Here is a 19,583-nt window from a genome sequence, read left to right on the forward strand (position 1 = left end):
CCGTGAGACATCAGTTCCGGCATGAGACACCACCGCTCGCGTGGTGTCTCACGCGGAATCTGATGTCTCACGGAGTCAGAGAGAGAAGACATGGCGAGCATCGATGAAGTCGCCCGGCTCGCCGGAGTCTCGACCGCGACGGTCTCGCGCGCGCTGAGCGGGCGGGGCCACGTATCCGAGTCCGCCCGCGAGCGCGTTCAGGCGGCCGCGAAGTCGCTGGGCTACGTCGTCTCTTCGCGCGCGTCGAGCCTCGCCTCCGGCCGCACGCGCAACATCGGTGTGATCGTGCCGTTCCTGGACCGCTGGTTCTTCAGCACCGTGCTCTCGGGGGTCTCCGCCGCGCTGATGCGCGAGGGCTACGACATCACCCTCTACAACATCACCGCCGACAAGGACGTGCGTCGGCACGTGTTCGACACGTTCCTGCGCCGCCAGCGCGTGGACGCCGTGATCGCCGTGTCGATCGAACTCGACGAGGACGAGACGCAGTATCTGCTCGATCTGGGGCTGCCTGTGATCGCGATCGGCGGACCGAACCCGAAACTCGACACCCTCACGGTCGACGACGTCGCCGTCGCCCAGCTCGCGACCGAGCACCTGATCGGCCTCGGCCACCACGACATCGCGCACATCGGCGCCAACCCCGAGTTCGACCTCGACTTCCACATCCCGACGAACCGCCGCCTCGGCTTCGAGAAGGCGCTCGCCAAGGCCGGCATCCCGCTGAATCCGGCGTTCCTCGAGCCGGCCGACTTCACGGTCGAGGGCGGCTATCGTGCCGCGAAGCAGCTTCTCGGTCGGCCAGGACCCCGTCCGACCGCCGTGTTCGCGGCATCCGACGAGATGGCTATCGGCGCGATCCTCGCCGCGCGCGACCTGGGATTCGGAGTGCCGGAGGACCTCTCGATCGTCGGCATCGACGGCCACGAGCTCGGAGAGTTCTTCAAGCTGACGACGGTCGATCAGTTCCCGCTCGGGCAGGGCGAGAGGGCCGCGGATGCCGTGCTCGCGAAGCTCGCTGACGACGGCACCAGCCGGGCGCCCGGGGCGCTGCCGTACGAACTGAACGTCCGAGGCACGACCGCGCGGCTCCAGTAGCGGGTTCCGCCTGGGCGGCCGCGTCCAGGCGATCACCCGTCTGCGGCTGTGGGGAGCAACCCAGCCCCCGGTCAGCGCAATGCGCGAAGCGAGGCCGCGACTGCGTCGAGAGCACCGTCCGCAAGGGCGAAGTACGCCCACTTGCCGCGCTGCTCGCGCGTGACGAGACCGGCCTCGGCGAGGAGCTTCATGTGGTGCGACACCGTGCCCTGCGAGAGTCCGACCGGGTCGATGAGGTCGCAGATGCACGCCTCGCCGCCCTCGGCCGCGGCGATCAGCGACATCAGCCGCACCCGCGTCGGGTCTGCCAGCGCTTTGAAGACGTGCGCGATGCGCTCGGCGTCTTCGCTCGTCACCGATGACGACAGCGGCGGCGTGCAACACGACGACGTCTCGCGAATGGTCACCGGCAGGGTCATACTCACATCATGACACGTATTGACAATCTTCGATACGTGCGCAACGCTTCTCATATTGAAGCCTTTCGATGTGAGGAGTGGTGATGTCGCAACTGCCGGTCGTGGTCGTCGGCGCAGGACCCCAGGGACTCGCCGCCGCGGCGCATCTCACCGAGCGGGGTCTCGACACGATCGTGCTCGAGAAGGGCGAGCGCGCCGGAGCAGCGATCGCGGAATGGGGACAGGTCCGTCTCTTCTCGGCATGGCCCGAGCTGACAGACACCGCCGCCCGCCGCATTCTCGGGCAGACCGGATGGAGCGCACCCGCCGCCGGATACCCGACCGGGGCCGAGTGGGTGCGCGACTACCTGACCCCGCTCGCGGATGCTCTGGGCGACCGCATCCGCTACGGCACGACTGTCACGGGCATCGCCCGCCAGGGACGGGACAAAGTAGTGGATGCCGGCCGGAAGAGCCAGCCCTTCGTCGTGCACACCCGCGACAGTGACGGCGGCGAGGGCCGCATGCTCGCTCGCGCCGTCATCGACGCGAGCGGCACCTGGACTCTCCCCAACCCGGCGGGCGCCGACGGGTTCCCGGCGATCGGCGAAGCCGCAGCATCCGATCGCATCTCCTATCGGATCCCCGACGACGTCTCCGAGCTCGCAGGCGCCCACGTCGTGGTCGTCGGCGCGGGACACTCGGCGACCCACACCGTGCTGCGGCTGAGCGAGCTGGCCCGCAGGGCGCCCGGCACGCGCGTCACCTGGCTGCTGCGTCGCGGCAGCGTGTCGAACGTCTTCGGCGGAGGAACAGGAGACGACCTTCCCGAGCGCGCCGCGCTGGGAACCCGTGCCCGCAAGGTGATCGAGTCGGGCGTCGTCGACGTGATGACCGGGTTCCGCGTCGACGCGGTCGACAGGCTGTCCGGTCTGCTGACGATCCGCGCCGAAGACGGCCGCGAGGTGACAGGGGTCGCGCAGGTCTTCGCGCTCACGGGGTTCCGTCCCGACACCGAGATCCTGCGCGAGGTGCGGATCGACCTCGACGCGACGCTCGAGGCCGTCGCGGGAATCGCCGCAGACATCGATCCGAACATCCACTCCTGCGGGTCGGTCGCGGCGACCGGCGCGCGGCAGCTCGCTCAGCCCGAGCAGGGACTGTTCATCGTCGGCGCGAAGTCGTACGGCCGCGCTCCGACCTTCCTCGCCCTGACCGGATACGAGCAGGTGCGCAGTGTCGTCGCGCACCTCGCGGGCGATCACGAGGCGGCAGCACGCAACGAGCTCACCCTCCCCGACACCGGCGTCTGCGGCGGCGCGGGAGACTTCGACGAATCGGCGAGCGGATGCTGCGCCGCCCCCGCCGTGCTGCAGATCGGCTCGCGGACGCTCGGCGCTTCCGCAGCATCCGCCCTTACCTTGGAGTCACGATGACCGACACGACCACCACGCCCTCCGTCCTGTTCGTGTGCGTGCACAACGCGGGCCGTTCGCAGATGGCCGCTGGGTTCCTGCGCGACATCGCCGGCGACCGCATCGAGGTCCGCTCGGCGGGGTCGATGCCAGCCGAGCAGATCAACCCGATCGCTGTCGAGGCGATGGGCGAACTCGGCATCGACATCACCGCAGAGCAGCCCAAGGTGCTCACGACAGAGGCCGTGCAGGCGTCCGACGTGGTCATCACGATGGGCTGCGGCGACGCCTGCCCGTTCTTCCCCGGCAAGCGCTACGAGGACTGGAAGCTCGACGACCCCGCAGGCCAGGGCATCGAGGCGGTGCGTCCGATCCGCGACGAGATTCGCCGCCGGATCGAGCAGCTCACGAGCGAGCTGCTGCCCTGAGCGACCGCGGGAGCACCCCTTCCGGTCGCGATTCGTGCCGTCTCTTCGGCTTCGAAGCGGCACGAACTGCGACCGGAACGCGGGACGGATGAGGGAAACGGCACGAACTGCGACCGGAACGCGGGAGCACCGACAGCAGGCTCAGGGGGAATCCGTCAGCGCGCGACGATGAGCCCCTTCGTCGCCTCCTGCGCGGCCAGGAACCGGCGCAGCACATCGGGCCAGTTCACGATCTCCCAGAACGCCTTCACGTAGTCGGCGCGCACGTTGAGGTAGTCGAGGTAGTACGCGTGCTCCCACACGTCGAGCTGCAGCAGCGGCGTGACGCCGAGCGGAGCGTTGCCCTGCTGATCGAACAACTGGAAGACGACCGGCCGCGCACCCACAGCGTCCCACGCGAGTACGGCCCAGCCGGAGCCCTGCACGCCGAGAGCGGTGGCGGTGAAGTGCGCGCGGAACGCGTCGATCGAGCCGAACTCGTCGGCGAGTGCCGCCTCGAGCTCACCCTCCGGGTTGCCGCCGCCGTCGGGCGAGAGGTTCTCCCAGAACACCGAGTGGTTGATGTGGCCTCCCAGGTTGAAGGCCAGGTCCTTCTCGAGCTTGTTCACGTTGACGAGGTCACCGGCACTGCGGGCCGCGGCGAGCTGCTCGAGGGCGGTGTTGGCTCCTGTGACGTAGGCCTGATGGTGCTTGGAGTGGTGCAGCTCCATGATCGTGCCGGAGATGTGCGGGGCGAGTGCCGAGTAGTCGTAGGGCAGCTCGGGGAGGGTGTAGGGCGTGGACATGGCGTCTTCCTTTCAGTGGTCGGTGTCGGTCGGAAGTGCGTGGAAGCGGCGGTCGAGATAGACGAGCGGACGGCTGGATACGCCCGACAGCACCTCGACGACCTCGGCGATCACCACGGTCGACGAGCCGACCGCCACGGTCTGGATCGGTCGGCAGCGCAGGGCCGCCCTGGCCTCGGGCAGGTGCGGCTCGCCGGTCGGCAGCGTCGCCCACCCCTGTTCCGGAGTGAAGCGCTCGGAGCCGCTGATCGCGAAGCTCTGTGCCAGGGTGGCGTGCTCGTCGTCGACCAGGTGCACCACGAAGGTCTCGGCGCCGAGGATCGCCCCCGCCGACCCCGTGGCCCTGGTCACCGAGAACACGATCGCGGCGGGGTCGACCGCCACCGAGGCGACGCTCGATGCGGTGAGCCCGACCGGCCCCTCCGGGGTGCTCGCGGTGATGATCGCGACACCGGCCGGGTGCGTGCGGAAGGCGGCCTTGAGTCCTTCGCCGACAGGTGTGGCTACGGGCTTCGCGGTCAGCCGTTCGTCGACGGTCATGCGTGTTCTCCCTGCGGCGCGAGCGCCGCGATGATGGGGTGGTCGAAGGCGAGCATCCCGGTCTTGGCGGCACCACCCGGGGAGCCGATCTCGTCGAAGAACTCGACGTTGGCCTTGTAGTAGTCCTGCCATTCGGCGGGCAGATCGTCTTCGTAGTAGATCGCCTCGACCGGGCACACCGGCTCGCAGGCGCCGCAGTCCACGCATTCGTCGGGGTGGATGTAGAGCGACCTCTCACCCTCGTAGATGCAGTCGACGGGACATTCGTCGATGCAGGCCTTGTCCTTCACATCGACGCACGGCAGAGCGATCACATATGTCATCGCGGGGTCTTCGTTCGGGTCACGCTGTTCCTCGTTCGGATCGAGCGGCCCGCATCGGGGCCGCATTACTACCGTAAAACCTCAAGTACACTTGAGATCAAATCGAGGGAAGGATGCCGGATGGATGACGCCGCCGATCACGCCGCGCACGGCCCCGACGAGCCGCTCACGATCGGAGAGATGACCCGGCGCACGGGCGTCGCCGCATCTGCTCTGCACTTCTACGAGAATCTCGGCCTCATCGCGTCGACCCGCACCCCCGGGAATCAGCGGCGGTACGCCCGGCACATGCTGCGCCGGGTCTCGCTCATCACGGTCGCGAAGCGCCTCGGCATCCCGCTGGCCGATGTGCAGGACGCCTTCGCCGACGTTCCGCTCACCCAGACTCCGAGCCATGCCGATTGGCAGCGCGCGTCGCGCCGCTGGAAGCGCGAGCTCGAGAAGCGCCGCGAGGGCATCGAGCGGCTCGAGCGCGAGCTGACCGGATGCATCGGCTGCGGCTGCCTGTCGATGAAGGCGTGCGGGTTGCTGAACCCCGATGATGCGCTCGGCAGTCAGGGCGTCGGCCCGCAGCGGCTGCGCGAGGACTGAGCCTGCCCTTCCCGGCGACGAAACGGCGTCAGGACACCGCGAACCCCGCGCTCAGCAGCACGTCGTCGCGCGAGCTCGGGCCCACGAGGAGCTCGAACTCCCCTGCCTCCACGAGGCGTACGCCCGCCGCATCCACGATCGTGCACTCGGCGACGGGAAGCTCGACGCGCACCCGCGCCGATTCGCCGGGGGCGAGGTCGACCTGGCGGTACGCCTTGAGCTCCTTGTCGGTCCAGCTGACGCTCGTCACGGAATCCCGCACGTAGACCTGCACGGTCTCGCGCACCGCGCGAGCACCGGTGTTCGTCACCGTCACTTGCGCGACCACCGAATCGCCGCGGCCGAGCGCGGTCGACTCCAGCGCCAGCTCGGAGTACGCGACCGTCGTGTACGACAGCCCCTCGCCGAACGCCCAGGCCGGAGACTGCGTGAGGTCGGCATAGCGATCGCCGTGCTGACCGCGGATCTGGTTGTAATAGGTCGGCTGCTGGCCGACGTGACGTGCGAACGAGATCGGCAGCCGTCCCGACGGCTCGACCGCGCCGGAGATGATCTCCGCCAGCGCGCGGCCCCCCTGCATCCCGGGGTTCGCGGCCCAGATCACGGCGGCTGCCTTCGAGACGGATGCCGGCAGTACGAGCGGCTTCGAGGCCAGCAGCACCACGACGACGGGCGTGCCGGTCGCGATCACCGCGTCGAGCAGAGCGTTCTGCCCTCCGAGGAGCTCGAGCGTCGCGGTCGAGCGACCCTCGCCGTTGAGCTCGATGCGGTCGCCCACCACGGCCACGACGACGTCGGATGCCGCGGCGAGCGCGACCGCATCGGCGATCTGCTCGGGGTCCGGCTCTGCCGGAACGAACTTCCGATCCCACGGGACGGGGTCGAGGTCGTCGGGGCCGTTCTCGAACGTGAGGATGTCGGCGCCGGCGGCAGAGCGCACCGACCAGCGGTCGACGGCCTTCAGCCCGTCGAGAACGGTCGTGATCATCTCGCGCGGCTGCGCGTCGAGCCACCCGGCCTGACCCGAGCCTCCCGCCCAGTCACCGAGCTGCGTCTGCGCGTCGTCGGCCAGCGGCCCCACGACGGCGATCCGCAGCGGTGCGTCCGGCCGAAGAGGCAATGTCCCGTCGTTCTCGAGCAGCACGATCGATCGCCGCGCGATCTCGAGGTTGAGTTCGGCGTGCGCGGCGCTGCCGACCACGGCATCCACCTGGTCCATCGGCAGCCGAGGATTCTCGAACAGTCCCAGCTCGAACTTCAGGGTGAGGATGCGGGCGACCGCAGCGTCGAAGTCCGCCGACGACAGCATGCCCTTCTCGACCGCGTCCAACGCCCCCTCGAAGAAGAGAGGGGTGTTCATGACCATGTCGTTGCCGGCCCTCACGGCGGCGGCCGCCGCGTGCGTGTAGTCGGGCTGCACGTGCTGCTCCCACACCATGCGGCCGATGTTGTCCCAGTCGGTGATGAGGGTGCCTGTGTACCCCCACTCGCCGCGCAGCACATCGCTGAGCAACCAGTCGTTCACCGTGATCGGCACGCCGTCGGTGGTCTGGTAGCCCAGCATGAAGGTGCGGCATCCCTCGCGGGCGACCCGCTCGAACGGCGGCAGGAACCACGAGCGGAGCTTGCGGCGGGAGATGTCGGCCTCGCTGGCGTCGCGTCCGCCCTGTGTCTCGGAGTAGCCGGCGAAGTGCTTCGCCGTCGCAAGGATCGCGGTGGGGTCGGCGAGGCCGTCGCCCTGATAGCCGCGCACCATCGCCGAGGCGAGCTCTCCGATCAGGAAGGGGTCTTCGCCGAAGGTCTCGCTGATGCGCCCCCAGCGCAGGTCGCGGGCGATGCACAGCACGGGCGAGAAAGTCCAGTGGATGCCGGTGACGGCGACCTCCTCGGCGGTGGCGCGCGCCACCCTCTCGACCAGCTCGGCATCCCACGACGCCGCCATCCCGAGCTGGGTCGGGTAGATCGTCGCGCCGGGCCAGAACGAGTGCCCGTGGATGCAGTCCTCGCCGACGATCAGCGGAATCCGCAGTCGGGTCTGCGCGGTGAGCTCGTTCGCCCTGATCAGCCGCTCGGGAGAGGTGTGCAGGATCGAGCCCACCATGCGCCGCATGACGTGGTCGTCGAGGTCGTCACGGGCGTCGAGCTGCAGCATCTGCCCGACCTTCTCCTCGACGGTCATACGCGAGAGCAGGTCGGCGACCCGCTCGGGGATCGAGAGGGCGGAGTCCTGGAAGGGAAGGGTGGTCGCGAGTGTCATCGTTCCTGGTTCGCTGCGGTGTCGTCGGTGGTCGTGGTGCGGATGCTGCGGACGGCCGTGACCGCGTCGTTCACGTCGAGTCCCTTCTTGCGCATGGCTCGTGCACGCTCGCCGGCCGAACGCAGGCGCGGATTCACGTACTCGTCGATGCCGAAGTTCACGAGGGCGAGAGCGACGCCGATCAGGGCGATGCAGAGCCCAGGGGGCAGATACCACCACCACTGATTCTGCCGGAACGCGCCCTGCGCCGAAGCCCAGTTCAGGATCGTCCCCCAGTTGTAGGTCGTCACCGGGATCACACCGATGTACGACAGCGTGGTGAGGCCGAGGATGGCGGCCGTCACGGTGCCGACGAAGCTCGCGGCGATCAGGGCCATCAGGTTCGGCAGCATCTCGATCGCGATGATCCGCCGCAGCGGCTCGCCGTTGGCCCGGGCCGCCTGGATGAAGTCGCGGTTGCGCAGCGACATCGTCTGGGCGCGTAGCACCCGGGCGCCCCACGCCCAGCCGGTGATGCCGAGGACGGCCGCGATCACCCACAGCGGCGGCTCCTCGAACATCGACGCCACGATGATGATCAGCGGCAGTCCCGGGATCACGAGGAACACGTTCGTCAGCGCCGAGAGCGATTCGCTCTTCCAACCGCGCAGGTACCCGGCGATGACGCCGACCGCGATCGCGATGACGGTCGCGATCGCGGCGGCGAGGAAGCCGACGACGATCACGCCTCGCGTGCCGTGGATCACCTGACTCAGCACGTCCTCGCCGATGTGCGTGGTCCCCAGCCAGTGGTCCGCCGAGGGCGGCTCGAAACGGCGTGTGTTGTCGACCTTGGTCGGCGGGTAGGGAGCGAGGAGATCGGCGAAGATCGCGATCAGCACGAAGACGCCGATGATCACGAGCCCGGTGATGGATTTGCCGTTGCGGAACATCGCGAAGGCGCTTCCCAGCCGGCTCCAGAACGTGGGCGCATGCGCGGATGCCGCGGCCGCGACGCGCGTGCGGACCACGAGCGTCTCGGGAGAGCCGACACCGGACACGGTCGAGGACTCGGGGGCGGGGGTGTTCATGATCAGGCCTCCGTCTGGCGTGTGCGCGGGTCGAGGAATGCGTAGGCGATGTCGGCGATGATGTTCGCCACGAGGACCGACACCGTGAGGATCAGGAACACGCCCTGCATGAGCGCATAATCCTTTGCGTTGGTCGCGTCGAGGAGGAGCTTGCCGACGCCCGGGTAACTGAACACCATCTCCATGACGATCGTGCCGCCCACGATGAAGCCGATCGAGAGCGCGAAGCTCTGGATCTGCGGCAGCACGGCGTTGCGCGCGGCATAACCCCAGAGCACGCGGCGGTTCGGCATGCCCTTCGCCTGCGCGACGGTGATGTAGTCCTCGTCGAGGACTGTGAGCATCATGTTGCGCATGCCCAGCATCCATCCCCCGAGCGAGGCGATGATGATAGTGAGGGCCGGGAGCGTGCCGTGCACGAGGACCTCGCCGACGAACTCGAAGGACCACTCCGGAGTGACGCCGACGCCGTAGGCCTTGCCGATGGGGAACCAGCCGAGGTTCACCGAGAAGACGGCGATCGCGAGCAGGCCCAGCCAGAAATAGGGGATCGTGCCGAGGAACGTCGTGATCGGCACGAGCACGTCGAGCCTGCTGCCGCGTCGCCAGCCGACGACCGCGCCGCCGATGGTGCCGATCGCGAAGGAGACGATGGTCGCGAATCCGACGAGGCCGATCGTCCACGGCAGCGCCTGCGCGATCACCTCGGTGACCGGGCGCAGGCCGTGCAGCAGCGAGATGCCGAGATCGCCTCGGAGCAGCAGGCCCCAGTAGTCGAGGTACTGCTGCAGGAGCGACTTGTCGGTGTCGAGGCCGAGCAGGGCGCGCAGCGCCTCGGCCGCCTCGGGCGTCACGTTGCGATTGCGGGCGAGGTACTGGTCGACCGCGTCGCCCTTCATCATGCGGGGCAGGAAGAAGTTGATCGTGAGCGCCGCCCACAGCGTGAAGAGGTAGAACAGCGCGCGGCTGCCGAGGAACCGCCAGGGCACACGCCCCCGTCCCTTGACCGCGCGGGTCGCCGTCGTGCCTGCCGCGAGGGCGTCGGGCTGCGGTGTGCCGAGCTCTGGAGTCATGACGCTCACAGCGCACCTCCACGTGCGTTCGTGCTCTTCGACTCGCTCGGCCCGCTCGGTGACCAGGCGGCGGAGTCGAGTGCGAAGTGCTTCTCTGGATCAGGGGATGCGGCGCGCAACTGCTGCGTGTAGGGATCCTGCGGTCGCAGGATGACGTCGTCCGCGGTTCCGCGTTCGACGATGCGTCCCTGGTTCAGCACGATGATCTCGTCGCTGAAATGTCGAGCGGTGGCGAGGTCGTGCGTGATGTAGAGCACGCCCAGGCCCTCTTCGCGCTGGAGGTCGGCGAGCAGGTTCAGCACCCCGAGACGGATCGAGACGTCGAGCATCGAGACCGGCTCGTCGGCCACCAGCAGACTCGGACGCGATGCCAGCGCACGGGCGATCGCGACGCGCTGACGCTGCCCTCCGGAGAGCTCATGCGGACGGCGATCGATCACGGCATCCGCCTTCAGCTGCACCCGTTCGAGCAGGCGGCGCACCTCTGCGTTGATCTCGTCTTTGGGCACCACGCCGTCCAGGCGCAGCGGTCGTTCGACGTGGTAGCCGATCGAGTGGTACGGGTTGAGCGAGGCGAACGGGTCCTGGAACACCATGCGCAGGCGTTGACGGTAATCGCGAAGCCCCCGACCGCGGCGCGGGACGGGCTTGCCGTCGAGCAGCACCTCGCCCGTCGTGGGGCTCTCGAGCTGCGTGAGGATCTTCGCGATCGTCGATTTTCCGCTGCCGGACTGGCCGACGAGGCCGATCGTCTGCCCCGACTCGAGCGTGAAGTCGACGTCGTCGAGCGCCTTGATCTGACCTGCGCCGCGGACGTTGTAGATCTTGGTGACGTGGGAGAAGTCGAGAACGGTCATCGCGTCACCACCCCCTTCTCTCCGGTGAGGCGCGGGAACGACGACAGCAGGGTGCGGGTGTAGTCGTTCTGCGGGCGGGTCCAGATGCCCTCCGCCGAGTCGAGCTCCACGATCTCCCCCTCGCGCATGATCGCGATGCGGTCGCTGATCTCGAGCAGCAGCGGAAGGTCATGGGTGATGAAGATGACCGAGAAGCCGAACTCGTGACGCAGCTGCGAGATCTGCTTGAGGATCTCGCGCTGCACGAGCACGTCGAGCGCCGTGGTCGGCTCGTCCATCACCATGAGCTGCGGCCGCAGGGCGAGCGCCATCGCGATCATCACGCGCTGCCGCATGCCGCCCGAAAGCTCGTGCGGGTACGACCGGGCGCGATCGGCGCCGACCTTGACGATCTCGAGCAGATCGTCCACTTCTGCCCGCCGACGGCGGCGACCGAAATCGGGGCGGTGGATCTCGAAGACGTCTTCGAGCTGCGAGCCGATGGTCGCGACCGGGTTGAGAGCGTTCATCGCACCTTGGAACACCATCGAGATCTTGTCCCAGCGGAAGCGCCGCATCTGCTCGGCGTCGAGGACGTTGATGTCGATGTCGGTCCCGCCGGCGTCGTGAAAGGTCACGTCGCCGCTCGTGATCACCGCGGGAGCTTTGAGCAGGCGCTGGATGCCGTAGGCGAGCGTGGTCTTGCCGCATCCCGATTCGCCGGCGAGTCCGAGGATCTCGCCGCGTGCGAGTTCGAGGCTGACGTTCTTCACCGCCTCGACGGGAGGATCGACGTCGTACACGACAGAGAAGTCGCGCACGCTGAGGAGAGGAACAGGCATGGGGTGTCTTTCGTATGGGGCGTTTCGTCTCGTCGCTCCGCTCCTCGCTCAACGACCGGGCAGGTCGTACCCGGTCGTTGAGCGAGCGAAGCGAGACGAAACGCCCTCGGATGCGGACTACTTGGCCTTCAGCTGCGACAGGATCTGCACGACGCCGGGCTGGGTCGGGTCTGCGGACGCGTACTGGTCGTCCTCGGTCGGGAAGCCGGTGTAGCTGCGGGTGTTGTACTCGCCCAGCAGCGGATGCGCGCCGAGAGGGATCGCCGGCACGTTCTCGACGAACGCGGTCTCGAGCACTGCGGCGGCGGCGTCGCGCTCATCCTGCGATGCGGCGTTCTGATACGTGCGCAGCGCCTCGGTCACCTTCGGGTCGTCGAAACGGCCGAAGTTGAACTGAGCCTTGCCGTCGACGATCCACTTCGGGTCCATGGTCGAGGTGTACAGGCCGTAGGCGTTGCCGGTGTCCTCGAGCCAGTGGATGATGGCCTGGAACGACCCTTCCTGACGCGCGGCGTCCCAGCCGCCCCAGTCGGGCTGATCGACCTTGACCTCGATGCCCAGGCCCTCATCGAGCTCTTCGGCCAGAAGGGCCTGCTCGGTGTTCCAGTCGCTCCAGCCGGCAGGGACCGAGATCGAGAAGGTCACCTGCTCGCCGTCGGGGTCGGTGAGCTTCTCGTCCTTCCAGGTGTACCCGGCCTCCGTGAGGATGCTGCGCGCCTTGTCGATGTCGACCGAGTAGACGTCGTCCTGGTATTCGGGGATGATCTCGTCGGCGAGCAGCTCGCTGAGCCCGGTCTTGTTCCAGATCGGCTCGCTCGCGCCCTCGCGGGCGATGTCGACGTACGCCTGACGGTCGATCGTCCAGGCCAGCGCCTCGCGCAGAGCCACGTCGTTGAACGGCTTGGTCTGCAGGTTCATGAACAGCGTTCCCGACCCCGCGGTGGGCGAGACGAGGAAGTGGTTGTCCTCATCGGCGGCGAGGTAGCTGTCCTCGATCTGCGGGATGAACGCCTGTGCCCAGTCGGCCTCGCCTGAGACGAGTGCCGTGGTCAGGGCCGCGTTGTCTCCGTAGGAGACGTAATGCAGTTCGGGTACCGCGAGCTCGCCGCCCCAGTAGTCGTCGTTCGCCGTCAGAGTGACCGACTCGGTGGTCCAGCTGTCGAGAACGTAGGGTCCGGTGCCGACGGCGAGGCCGTCGTCGGTGAGCGGGTCGGTGTTGGGGTCGGCGATGCCCTCCCAGACGTGCTTCGGGACGATCGGGGTGTGCAGCACTCGGGCCTGCGCGGTGTACTTCGAGTCGCCGAACTTCAGGGTGATCGCGTCGCCGTCGACGGTCGCGCCCTGGTAGTTGAGTCCAGAGGTGTCGCTGAGCTTGCCGCTCAGGTACTGGTCGAACGTGAAGACGATGTCGTCGCCCGTGAAGTCTTCGCCGTCGCTCCACTTCACGCCCTTGCGGGGCACGACGGTCACCTCGGTGTAGTCGTCGTTCCACTCGACCGATTCGGCCAGCCACGGTGTGGTCTTCAGGTCGCCGGTCGGGTTCACGAGCGCGAGAGGCTCGAAGATGACCTTGCCGTAGCCGTACTTCGAGGCGGAGGAGTCGCCGAGGTAGGGGTTGTGCGACTCGGTCGTGATCGCGCCGTCTGGCTTGGCGATCGTGAGGGCCGCACCGGCGGCGGGCTTGTCGCCGCCGGAACCACCGGCGGAGCATCCGGCGAGCGCCGAGATTCCGAGGGCGGTGATCGCGGTGAACGCGATCAGTGATCTGTTGAGCTTCATTGCTTCTCCTTGAACACAGGACGTTGTGCGAGGGCGATTGCTTTACTTACTGTCGAGAAAGTAAGTTGTTGGTGAGGTTACCGACTGGTAAGCGTGATCGCAAGTACGATCAAGTCACGATCGAGTAAACGAAGGAAGCGCGATGAGCAACGGCGCAGGCTCCGCACCAGAGTCGTCCCGCGTGCGTCCGGCGACCCGCGCGAAGCGCGAGCAGATCCTCAAGGCCGCGGTCGAGATCTTCGGCAACAAGGGATTCGCCAACGGCACGCTCGCCGACGTCGCCGAACAGGTCGGCATCACCCACGCGGGGGTGCTCCACCATTTCGGCTCCAAACAGAAGCTGCTGCTCGAAGTCCTCGACTACCGCGATCAGGCCGACGTCCAGGATCTCGAAAGCAAACGAATCCCGTACGGCCCCGAACTCTTCGTCCATCTGGTGAAGACCGCGTTCGTGAACGAGAAGCGGCCGGGCATCGTGCAGGCGTACACCGTGCTGTCGGCCGAGTCGGTCACCGACGATCATCCCGGGCGCGCGTACTTCGAGCACCGCTACACGGTGCTGCGCAAAGACGTGTCGGACGCCTTCGCCGATCTCTGCGCGCAGGAGGGCGTGACCGAACCCGCGACCGTCGCCGCGGCATCCGCCGCCATCCTTGCGGTGATGGACGGCCTGCAGCTGCAGTGGCTGCTGCACCCCGACGTCGTCGAGCTGGCGCACGCCAGCGAATTCGCGATCCGTGCGATCGTGAACGCCGTGCTGCACCCGGGCCCCGAGCTCGCATCATACGTGCACGATTCCTGATTCCGCGCCCGCTCCCGCGGGTAGGCTCAGGCCATGACGATCGATCTCGAAGCGCTCTACATCGACCTGCACCAGCATCCCGAGCTGTCATTCCAGGAGCACCGCACGGCCGCGATCGCCGCCGGCCACCTCCGGGATCTCGGGCTCGAGGTCGAGGAGGGCGTTGGAGGCACAGGAGTCGTCGCTCTGCTCTCCAACCCGTCGACCGACTCAGGGACTCAGGGTCCTGTCGTCTGGCTGCGCGCAGACATGGACGGCCTGCCCGTCGAGGAGGCGACCGGCCTGCCGTACGCCAGCACCGCCCGCGGCGTCGATCCGGCAGGGCACGACGTGCCGGTGATGCACGCATGCGGCCACGACATGCACGTGACCGCGATGATCGGCGCCGTCGAGAGGCTGCTCGCGACGCGCGACGAGTGGTCGGGAACGGTCGTGGTGCTGATCCAGCCCGCTGAGGAGTTCGGCGCCGGAGCCAGAGCGATGCTCGACGCCGGCATCCTCGACCGCTACCCCCGGCCCGACATCGTGCTCGGGCAGCACGTCACCCCCTTCCCCGCCGGGATCATCGGCGTACGCAGCGGCACGCAGATGTCGGCATCCGACGGGCTGACCGTGACCATGCACGGTCGCGGCGGGCATGGTTCGCGCCCCCACACGACCATCGACCCCGTCGTGATGGCGGCCGCCACGGTGATGCGGCTGCAGACGATCACCTCGCGCGAGATCGACCCGAAGGACGTCGCGGTCGTCACGGTCGGCTCGATCCACGCTGGTCTCAAGAACAACATCATCCCCACCGAGGCCACGCTCGAGCTCAGCCTGCGCTACCCCACCGACACGATGCGCGACAAGGTGCTCGCGAGCGTCGAGCGGATCGTGAAGGCCGAGGCTCTCGCGTCAGGGGCCGAGCGCGAGCCCGACATCGAGACCCTGCACACGCTGCCCGCGACCATCAACGACGAGGAGGCGACCACCCGCGTGGCCGCCGCGCTGCGTGCGAAGCTCGGCGACGAGGCCGTGATCGACCCCGGCCTGTTCACCGGCAGCGAGGACGTCTCGTGGTTCGCTCGGGATGCGGGAGCGCCTCTGGTGTTCTGGTTCTGGGGCGGCTTCGATCCCGCGGTTTTCGCGGAGGCCGTGGCGAAGGGCCGCGTCGAGAGCGACATCCCGACGAACCACTCGCCTTACTTCGCGCCAGAGATCCACCCGACCATCGAGGTCGGCGTGACCGCGATGGAGACGGCTGCGCGGGAGTTCCTCGCCTGAGCGTTCCTACACTCCGATGATGTGCGGAGGGGGCGGGGGCGCGAGCTCGCGCTGCGGAACCCCGTGCGCCTCGCGGTGCAATCGCTCCATGCGCAGGTCGAGCTCGGCGGCGGCCTCGGCCGCATCCGTCAGACTGTCGACGAGGTGCGCCGGCACCTGATTGGCGAACTTGTAGTAGATCTTGTGCTCGAGACTCGCCCAGAAGTCCATCGCGATCGTGCGGAACTGCACCTCGACCGGCACCGAGAGCGCTCCGGTCGACAGGAACACAGGCACCTCGAGGATCGCGTGCAGGCTCTTGTAGCCGTTGGGCTTCGGGTTCTTGATGTAGTCCTTCACGACCCGCACGGTGATGTCATCCTGCGCGGTGAGCAGATCAAACAGCCGGTACACGTCGGCGGTGAAGCTGCAGGTCACGCGGACGCCCGCGATGTCGGTGATCTCCTCGCGGATGCGATCGAAGTCGGGATCCTCGATGCCCTTGCGAGCGATCTTCTCGACGATGCTGTCCGGCGACTTCACCCGACTCTTCACGTGCTCGATCGGGTTGTACGCGTGGTGGTGAGTGAACTCGTCCTTCAGGATCGAGATCTTCGTCTCGACCTCGCGCATGCCGAACTCGTACTCGTGCAGGAATCGCTGGAACCGATCGCGGAGCTCCTTCGCCTCGCTGATCGCGTTCTCATCGACCGACACCGTGCTCATGACTTCGACGCTATCGATTCGCGATCTGAATCGCCTGTGCATCTCCGATGGACGATGCTCAGACGCGGCGCCCCGCCGCAGCATCCGCTCTGGCGTCGACCAGCTCCTGACCCGTGACGAGTCCGGGCAGGCCTCGTCCGAGCCTGGTCGTGAACAGCAGCACGACCGACGCCAGGATCAGCAACGAGGAGATCCCGTCGAACACCTCGCCGAGCAGCGGCAGGGCGCCGATTCCCCCGATGCCGGCGGCCCAGCGCAGCACGCGCACGACGGGAACCGGCATCCGCGCCCCGGCGTAGCGCAGCTGCACCGCGATATCGCCTACCGAGCGACCGGTGAGAAGCACGATCAGCAGCCACAGGCCGGATGCCGTCGCGATGCCGACCACCTCGGCGAGCCGCCCGTCGAGCACGACCTCACGCTCGCGCACGACGTACTCGAACCACAGCTGCGTGACGATGCCCGCGCCGTACATCACGAAACCGTAGGCCAGAGCGTCGCAGACCATCGCGACAGCACGCCGTCCCCTGGTCACGGGTCGCGGCTCGTCGGCATCCGTCCGCGCGGCCATACCGCGCTTCGCGCGCGGAACGACGAGGCCGAAGACCGACCCCAGCACGGCGCCGGTCGTGTTGGTCATGAGGTCGCCGACGTCGAAGAAGCGATAGGCGCAGGGATACAGACCCCACACGCCGGTGAGCTGAGTGGTCTCGATCAGGAGCGAGAGGCCGAAGCCCACCACGAGCGCCGTGACGATTCCGCGGGCGCCGAGCACCCGCAGGAACACGCCGAGCGGCACGAACAGCAGGACGTTGAAGACGAGCTGCAGGAGCGCGGGGTGGCGGAGCGGGTTCCCCGACTCGGAGAACGCCTTCTGCAGATCGCGGACGATCTCGGTCGGATCGGTGATCACGCCCACGCAGCGTATGCTGTCGGGATCGGGCAGCGGCAGGAGCGTGTACGTCCAGATCGCCCAGAAGTACACGAGGGCGGCAAACCACAGCAGAGCTCGGCCGAGGCTCAGCCCGCCACGACGGCGATAGCTGACGGCGACGAACGGGACGAACAGCAGGATGCCGGCACCGATGCCGATCGCGATCGCGATGAACGCCAGAATGACCTGTTCCCCCACGGGATCCCAGTTTATTCCTTCGCGGCCGTAAGGATTCCGTTAGGGCGGTGCGAGGCGGGTGTAGGGATTCCGTGAGGATGTTGTGAGGAGCGCTCCCGCGGGCGTAGGCTCGCGGCTCGTGTCAGACCAATACGGGGACAGTCCCGACGCACCGCAGATCGCCAAGCGCATCCTCATCGGCGACCCGCTGACCAGCGAGCAGGTCGAGGATCAATTGCTCCCGAAGAAGATGGCGTTGCCCATCTTCGCCTCGGACGCGCTGAGCTCGGTGGCGTACGCACCGCAGGAGCTGGTGATGATCCTCCTGATCGGCGGGCTCACCTTCCTGTCCTTCACCCCCATGGTCGCGGTAGCGGTGGTCGTGCTGCTCATCGTGGTGGTGCTCAGCTATCGACAGCTCATCAAGGCGTATCCGTCCGGTGGCGGCGACTATGAGGTTGCCTTCAAGAATCTCGGCGAGATACCTGGCGTCATCGTGGCCGCTGCGCTCCTCGTCGACTACGTCCTCACGGTCGCAGTGTCAGTCGCCTCCGGCGTGGACAACATCATCTCCGCGGTACCAGGACTCGATCCGTTCCGGGTCGAGCTCGCGGTGGGCTTCGTGATCCTCATCATCATCGTGAACCTCCGCGGCGTGCGCGAGGCCTCCCTCGTCTTCGCCATCCCGACCTACGTCTTCATCGGTTCGGTCGGGTTCATGATCGTGACCGGCCTCATCCGGACGTTCCTCGGCGACGCGCCGGTCGCCTCGAGCGCCGAGTTCGCCGTGCACGCTGAAGATCTCGGACAGGCCGCCGTCATCCTTCTCGTGCTGCGTGCCTTCTCCAGCGGATGCTCCGCCCTCACCGGCGTCGAAGCCGTCTCGAACGGCGTGCCCGCGTTCCGCACCCCGAAGATCCGTAACGCCCAATCGACCCTCGTGCTGATGGGCTCGATAGCGATCTGCCTGTTCGCCGGCCTCACTGCGCTCGCCCTCATCACCGGGGTGCACTACGCCGAGAACCCCTGCGATCTCGTCGGCTTCGACTGCACGAACCCGCAACCGAGCCTCATGGCCCAGGTGGCCGCCGCGACCTTCGGCGGCGGCAGCATCCTGTTCTTCATCGTGCAGGCAGCAACCGCCTGCGTGCTGTTGCTCGCTGCGAACACGGCCTTCAACGGCTTTCCGCTGCTCGGCTCGGTGCTCGCCCGCGACGGCTACGCGCCGAAGTCGCTCAACACACGCGGGGATCGTCTCGTGTTCTCCAACGGGATGATCGCGCTGGGCATCGCCGCGATCATCGTGCTGGTCGTGTTCCAGGCCAAACTGACAACACTCATCCAGCTCTACATCATCGGCGTCTTCGTGTCGTTCTCGCTCGGCCAGATCGGCATGGTCCGGCACTGGAGGCGAGTTCTTCGCGGGCCCGCCGAGAACAGCGCGGATGCCGGGATCGACGGCGCCTCGGCATCCGACCGCCGTTCGGCCAAGGTGGGTCTGATCATCAACGCCATCGGCGCGGTCTTCACCGTGCTGGTGCTGCTGATCGTGACGATCACGAAGTTCACGCACGGGGCCTATCTCGTGTTCTTCGCGATCCCGGTCCTTGCGTTCCTGATGATGGGTGTGAAGCGGTACTACCGCGATGTCGAGCACGAGATCGCAATCGACGACACCACGCACTTCGGCGCGAAGGGCGACATCGCCCTGGTGCTCGTGAACCGGCTGCAGAAGCCGGTCGTGAAGGCTGTCGAGTACGCCGTCGCGGCGAAGCACGGAAAAACCTTGGCGGTGCATGTCGGCGTCTCAGCCGAGGAAGCCGAGGACCTGCAGAAAGAATGGGCCGATCATCTGATGCCGATCCCCTTGGTGATCATCGAATCGCCATACCGGTCCTTCGCGCAGCCGGTGGCGCAGTTCATCAAGCAGTACCGCGAGAAGCACGGTTCGTCGGTCGTCACCGTCTACCTGCCGCAGTACATCGTCGGACACTGGTGGGAGACCTTCCTGCACAACCGTCGCGCCCGCCGGATGGCGAACCAGCTCATGCTCGTGCACGGAGTGTCGATCACGCTCGTGCCGTGGCTGCTCGATTCGTCGGAGCTCATCTACGGCCGCCGCTCGCGCCCGCTGCCCGGTCAGGAGCGCGCCGGCCGCCCCGTCGTCGTGAACGGACGCCGCGCGCACCGTCCCGAGGGCCCGCCGACCGAGGACTGAACCGCGCCGGCGGGCGTGACCTCCTCGCGCCGGAATACGCGGCCGA

19 protein-coding genes are annotated in these 19,583 nt (G+C 67.5%); 7 read left to right on the top strand and 12 right to left on the bottom strand.

Annotated features, from left to right (window positions below; all coding sequences use genetic code 11):
- Positions 1–90 precede the first annotated feature (90 nt).
- Positions 91–1,098 (top strand): LacI family DNA-binding transcriptional regulator, encoded by a 1,008-nt coding sequence (locus ACI3KT_RS05515; protein ID WP_307294037.1) that lies wholly within the window; start codon positions 91–93, stop codon positions 1,096–1,098.
- A 71-nt stretch (positions 1,099–1,169) separates the two neighbouring features.
- Here ACI3KT_RS05515 and ACI3KT_RS05520 read toward each other — a convergent pair whose 3' ends face one another.
- The gene (locus ACI3KT_RS05520; protein WP_307294035.1) at positions 1,170–1,517 is read right to left on the bottom strand and encodes a helix-turn-helix transcriptional regulator; all 348 of its coding nucleotides are present in this window, start codon (positions 1,515–1,517) and stop codon (positions 1,170–1,172) included.
- Positions 1,518–1,600: 83 nt separating this feature from the next.
- Here ACI3KT_RS05520 and ACI3KT_RS05525 point away from each other — a divergent pair, with 83 nt between their 5' ends.
- Together ACI3KT_RS05525 and ACI3KT_RS05530 are read left to right on the top strand one after the other, a co-directional pair.
- Complete coding sequence (locus ACI3KT_RS05525; protein WP_404902966.1) at positions 1,601–2,932, top strand: FAD-dependent oxidoreductase; 1,332 nt, start codon at positions 1,601–1,603, stop codon at positions 2,930–2,932.
- The gene (locus ACI3KT_RS05530; RefSeq protein ID WP_307294031.1) at positions 2,929–3,339 is read left to right on the top strand and encodes an arsenate reductase ArsC; all 411 of its coding nucleotides are present in this window, start codon (positions 2,929–2,931) and stop codon (positions 3,337–3,339) included. Before ACI3KT_RS05525 ends, ACI3KT_RS05530 begins: the two co-directional genes overlap by 4 nt.
- 155 nt (positions 3,340–3,494) lie before the next feature.
- Here ACI3KT_RS05530 and ACI3KT_RS05535 read toward each other — a convergent pair whose 3' ends face one another.
- Genes ACI3KT_RS05535 through fdxA form a run of 3 tightly spaced genes read right to left on the bottom strand, consistent with a single transcriptional unit; the run spans position 3,495 to position 4,987 of the window.
- Positions 3,495–4,124, bottom strand: a complete 630-nt coding sequence (locus tag ACI3KT_RS05535; RefSeq protein WP_404902967.1) for a superoxide dismutase — start codon at positions 4,122–4,124, stop codon at positions 3,495–3,497.
- A gap of 12 nt (positions 4,125–4,136) precedes the next feature.
- The gene (locus ACI3KT_RS05540) at positions 4,137–4,664 is read right to left on the bottom strand and encodes a flavin reductase family protein (RefSeq protein ID WP_307294028.1); all 528 of its coding nucleotides are present in this window, start codon (positions 4,662–4,664) and stop codon (positions 4,137–4,139) included.
- On the bottom strand, positions 4,661–4,987 hold the full coding sequence (gene fdxA / locus ACI3KT_RS05545) for a ferredoxin (RefSeq protein ID WP_404902969.1): 327 nt from the start codon (positions 4,985–4,987) through the stop codon (positions 4,661–4,663). Before fdxA ends, ACI3KT_RS05540 begins: the two co-directional genes overlap by 4 nt.
- A gap of 120 nt (positions 4,988–5,107) precedes the next feature.
- Here fdxA and soxR point away from each other — a divergent pair, with 120 nt between their 5' ends.
- Entirely contained in the window at positions 5,108–5,578 is a 471-nt protein-coding gene (gene soxR / locus ACI3KT_RS05550; RefSeq protein ID WP_292910699.1) for a redox-sensitive transcriptional activator SoxR, read from the top strand.
- Between the two features lie 28 nt (positions 5,579–5,606).
- On the opposite strand, the gene ACI3KT_RS05555 is transcribed toward soxR, so the two are convergent.
- The 6 genes from ACI3KT_RS05555 to ACI3KT_RS05580 all read right to left on the bottom strand — a co-directional run bounded on the left by ACI3KT_RS05555 (position 5,607) and on the right by ACI3KT_RS05580 (position 13,435).
- Positions 5,607–7,835, bottom strand: a complete 2,229-nt coding sequence (locus ACI3KT_RS05555) for a glycoside hydrolase family 3 N-terminal domain-containing protein (RefSeq protein ID WP_404902971.1) — start codon at positions 7,833–7,835, stop codon at positions 5,607–5,609.
- Positions 7,832–8,905, bottom strand: a complete 1,074-nt coding sequence (locus ACI3KT_RS05560; protein WP_404902973.1) for an ABC transporter permease — start codon at positions 8,903–8,905, stop codon at positions 7,832–7,834. The genes ACI3KT_RS05555 and ACI3KT_RS05560 overlap by 4 nt, the downstream gene beginning before the upstream one ends.
- A 2-nt stretch (positions 8,906–8,907) precedes the next feature.
- On the bottom strand, positions 8,908–9,978 hold the full coding sequence (locus ACI3KT_RS05565; RefSeq protein ID WP_373426317.1) for an ABC transporter permease: 1,071 nt from the start codon (positions 9,976–9,978) through the stop codon (positions 8,908–8,910).
- 5 nt (positions 9,979–9,983) lie between these two features.
- Positions 9,984–10,835 (bottom strand): ABC transporter ATP-binding protein, encoded by an 852-nt coding sequence (locus ACI3KT_RS05570; RefSeq protein WP_404902975.1) that lies wholly within the window; start codon positions 10,833–10,835, stop codon positions 9,984–9,986.
- Positions 10,832–11,656 (bottom strand): ABC transporter ATP-binding protein, encoded by an 825-nt coding sequence (locus ACI3KT_RS05575; protein ID WP_404902977.1) that lies wholly within the window; start codon positions 11,654–11,656, stop codon positions 10,832–10,834. The genes ACI3KT_RS05570 and ACI3KT_RS05575 overlap by 4 nt, the downstream gene beginning before the upstream one ends.
- 117 nt (positions 11,657–11,773) lie before the next feature.
- The gene (locus ACI3KT_RS05580) at positions 11,774–13,435 is read right to left on the bottom strand and encodes an ABC transporter substrate-binding protein (RefSeq protein ID WP_292910689.1); all 1,662 of its coding nucleotides are present in this window, start codon (positions 13,433–13,435) and stop codon (positions 11,774–11,776) included.
- 142 nt (positions 13,436–13,577) lie between these two features.
- Between ACI3KT_RS05580 and ACI3KT_RS05585 the strand changes: the two genes are divergently transcribed.
- Positions 13,578–14,237: a TetR/AcrR family transcriptional regulator gene (locus tag ACI3KT_RS05585; protein WP_292910687.1), complete on the top strand. Its 660-nt coding sequence runs from the start codon at positions 13,578–13,580 to the stop codon at positions 14,235–14,237.
- A 33-nt stretch (positions 14,238–14,270) separates the two neighbouring features.
- Positions 14,271–15,503 carry an amidohydrolase gene (locus ACI3KT_RS05590; RefSeq protein ID WP_404902978.1) on the top strand — a complete coding sequence of 411 codons (1,233 nt, stop codon included), beginning with the start codon at positions 14,271–14,273 and terminating at the stop codon, positions 15,501–15,503.
- Positions 15,504–15,509: 6 nt separating this feature from the next.
- Here ACI3KT_RS05590 and ACI3KT_RS05595 read toward each other — a convergent pair whose 3' ends face one another.
- Positions 15,510–16,208: a GTP pyrophosphokinase family protein gene (locus ACI3KT_RS05595; protein WP_292910683.1), complete on the bottom strand. Its 699-nt coding sequence runs from the start codon at positions 16,206–16,208 to the stop codon at positions 15,510–15,512.
- Positions 16,209–16,266: 58 nt separating this feature from the next.
- Positions 16,267–17,340 (bottom strand): VanZ family protein, encoded by a 1,074-nt coding sequence (locus ACI3KT_RS05600; protein ID WP_404902979.1) that lies wholly within the window; start codon positions 17,338–17,340, stop codon positions 16,267–16,269.
- 229 nt (positions 17,341–17,569) lie between these two features.
- On the opposite strand from ACI3KT_RS05600, the gene ACI3KT_RS05605 reads away from it, so the two are divergent.
- The gene (locus ACI3KT_RS05605; protein ID WP_307299356.1) at positions 17,570–19,537 is read left to right on the top strand and encodes an APC family permease; all 1,968 of its coding nucleotides are present in this window, start codon (positions 17,570–17,572) and stop codon (positions 19,535–19,537) included.
- Positions 19,538–19,583 lie beyond the last annotated feature (46 nt).

It is taken from the genome of Microbacterium sp. ZW T6_19, assembly GCF_044987465.1.
GTDB classification, from domain to species: Bacteria; Actinomycetota; Actinomycetes; order Actinomycetales; family Microbacteriaceae; genus Microbacterium; species Microbacterium natoriense_A.

Excerpts from the sequence above, each read along its gene's own strand:
- ACI3KT_RS05590 (WP_404902978.1), top strand. The coding sequence starts at position 14,271 with ATGACGATCGATCTCGAAGCGCTCTACATCGACCTGCACCAGCATCCC.
- ACI3KT_RS05535 (WP_404902967.1), bottom strand. The coding sequence starts at position 4,124 with ATGTCCACGCCCTACACCCTCCCCGAGCTGCCCTACGACTACTCGGCA.
- ACI3KT_RS05555 (WP_404902971.1), bottom strand. The coding sequence starts at position 7,835 with ATGACACTCGCGACCACCCTTCCCTTCCAGGACTCCGCCCTCTCGATC.
- ACI3KT_RS05530 (WP_307294031.1), top strand. The coding sequence starts at position 2,929 with ATGACCGACACGACCACCACGCCCTCCGTCCTGTTCGTGTGCGTGCAC.
- ACI3KT_RS05565 (WP_373426317.1), bottom strand. The coding sequence starts at position 9,978 with ATGACTCCAGAGCTCGGCACACCGCAGCCCGACGCCCTCGCGGCAGGC.
- ACI3KT_RS05605 (WP_307299356.1), top strand. The coding sequence starts at position 17,570 with ATGGCGTTGCCCATCTTCGCCTCGGACGCGCTGAGCTCGGTGGCGTAC.
- fdxA (WP_404902969.1), bottom strand. The coding sequence starts at position 4,987 with ATGACATATGTGATCGCTCTGCCGTGCGTCGATGTGAAGGACAAGGCC.
- ACI3KT_RS05585 (WP_292910687.1), top strand. The coding sequence starts at position 13,578 with ATGAGCAACGGCGCAGGCTCCGCACCAGAGTCGTCCCGCGTGCGTCCG.
- soxR (WP_292910699.1), top strand. The coding sequence starts at position 5,108 with ATGGATGACGCCGCCGATCACGCCGCGCACGGCCCCGACGAGCCGCTC.
- ACI3KT_RS05525 (WP_404902966.1), top strand. The coding sequence starts at position 1,601 with ATGTCGCAACTGCCGGTCGTGGTCGTCGGCGCAGGACCCCAGGGACTC.
- ACI3KT_RS05540 (WP_307294028.1), bottom strand. The coding sequence starts at position 4,664 with ATGACCGTCGACGAACGGCTGACCGCGAAGCCCGTAGCCACACCTGTC.
- ACI3KT_RS05560 (WP_404902973.1), bottom strand. The coding sequence starts at position 8,905 with ATGAACACCCCCGCCCCCGAGTCCTCGACCGTGTCCGGTGTCGGCTCT.
- ACI3KT_RS05575 (WP_404902977.1), bottom strand. The coding sequence starts at position 11,656 with ATGCCTGTTCCTCTCCTCAGCGTGCGCGACTTCTCTGTCGTGTACGAC.
- ACI3KT_RS05570 (WP_404902975.1), bottom strand. The coding sequence starts at position 10,835 with ATGACCGTTCTCGACTTCTCCCACGTCACCAAGATCTACAACGTCCGC.
- ACI3KT_RS05515 (WP_307294037.1), top strand. The coding sequence starts at position 91 with ATGGCGAGCATCGATGAAGTCGCCCGGCTCGCCGGAGTCTCGACCGCG.
- ACI3KT_RS05580 (WP_292910689.1), bottom strand. The coding sequence starts at position 13,435 with ATGAAGCTCAACAGATCACTGATCGCGTTCACCGCGATCACCGCCCTC.
- ACI3KT_RS05520 (WP_307294035.1), bottom strand. The coding sequence starts at position 1,517 with ATGACCCTGCCGGTGACCATTCGCGAGACGTCGTCGTGTTGCACGCCG.
- ACI3KT_RS05595 (WP_292910683.1), bottom strand. The coding sequence starts at position 16,208 with ATGAGCACGGTGTCGGTCGATGAGAACGCGATCAGCGAGGCGAAGGAG.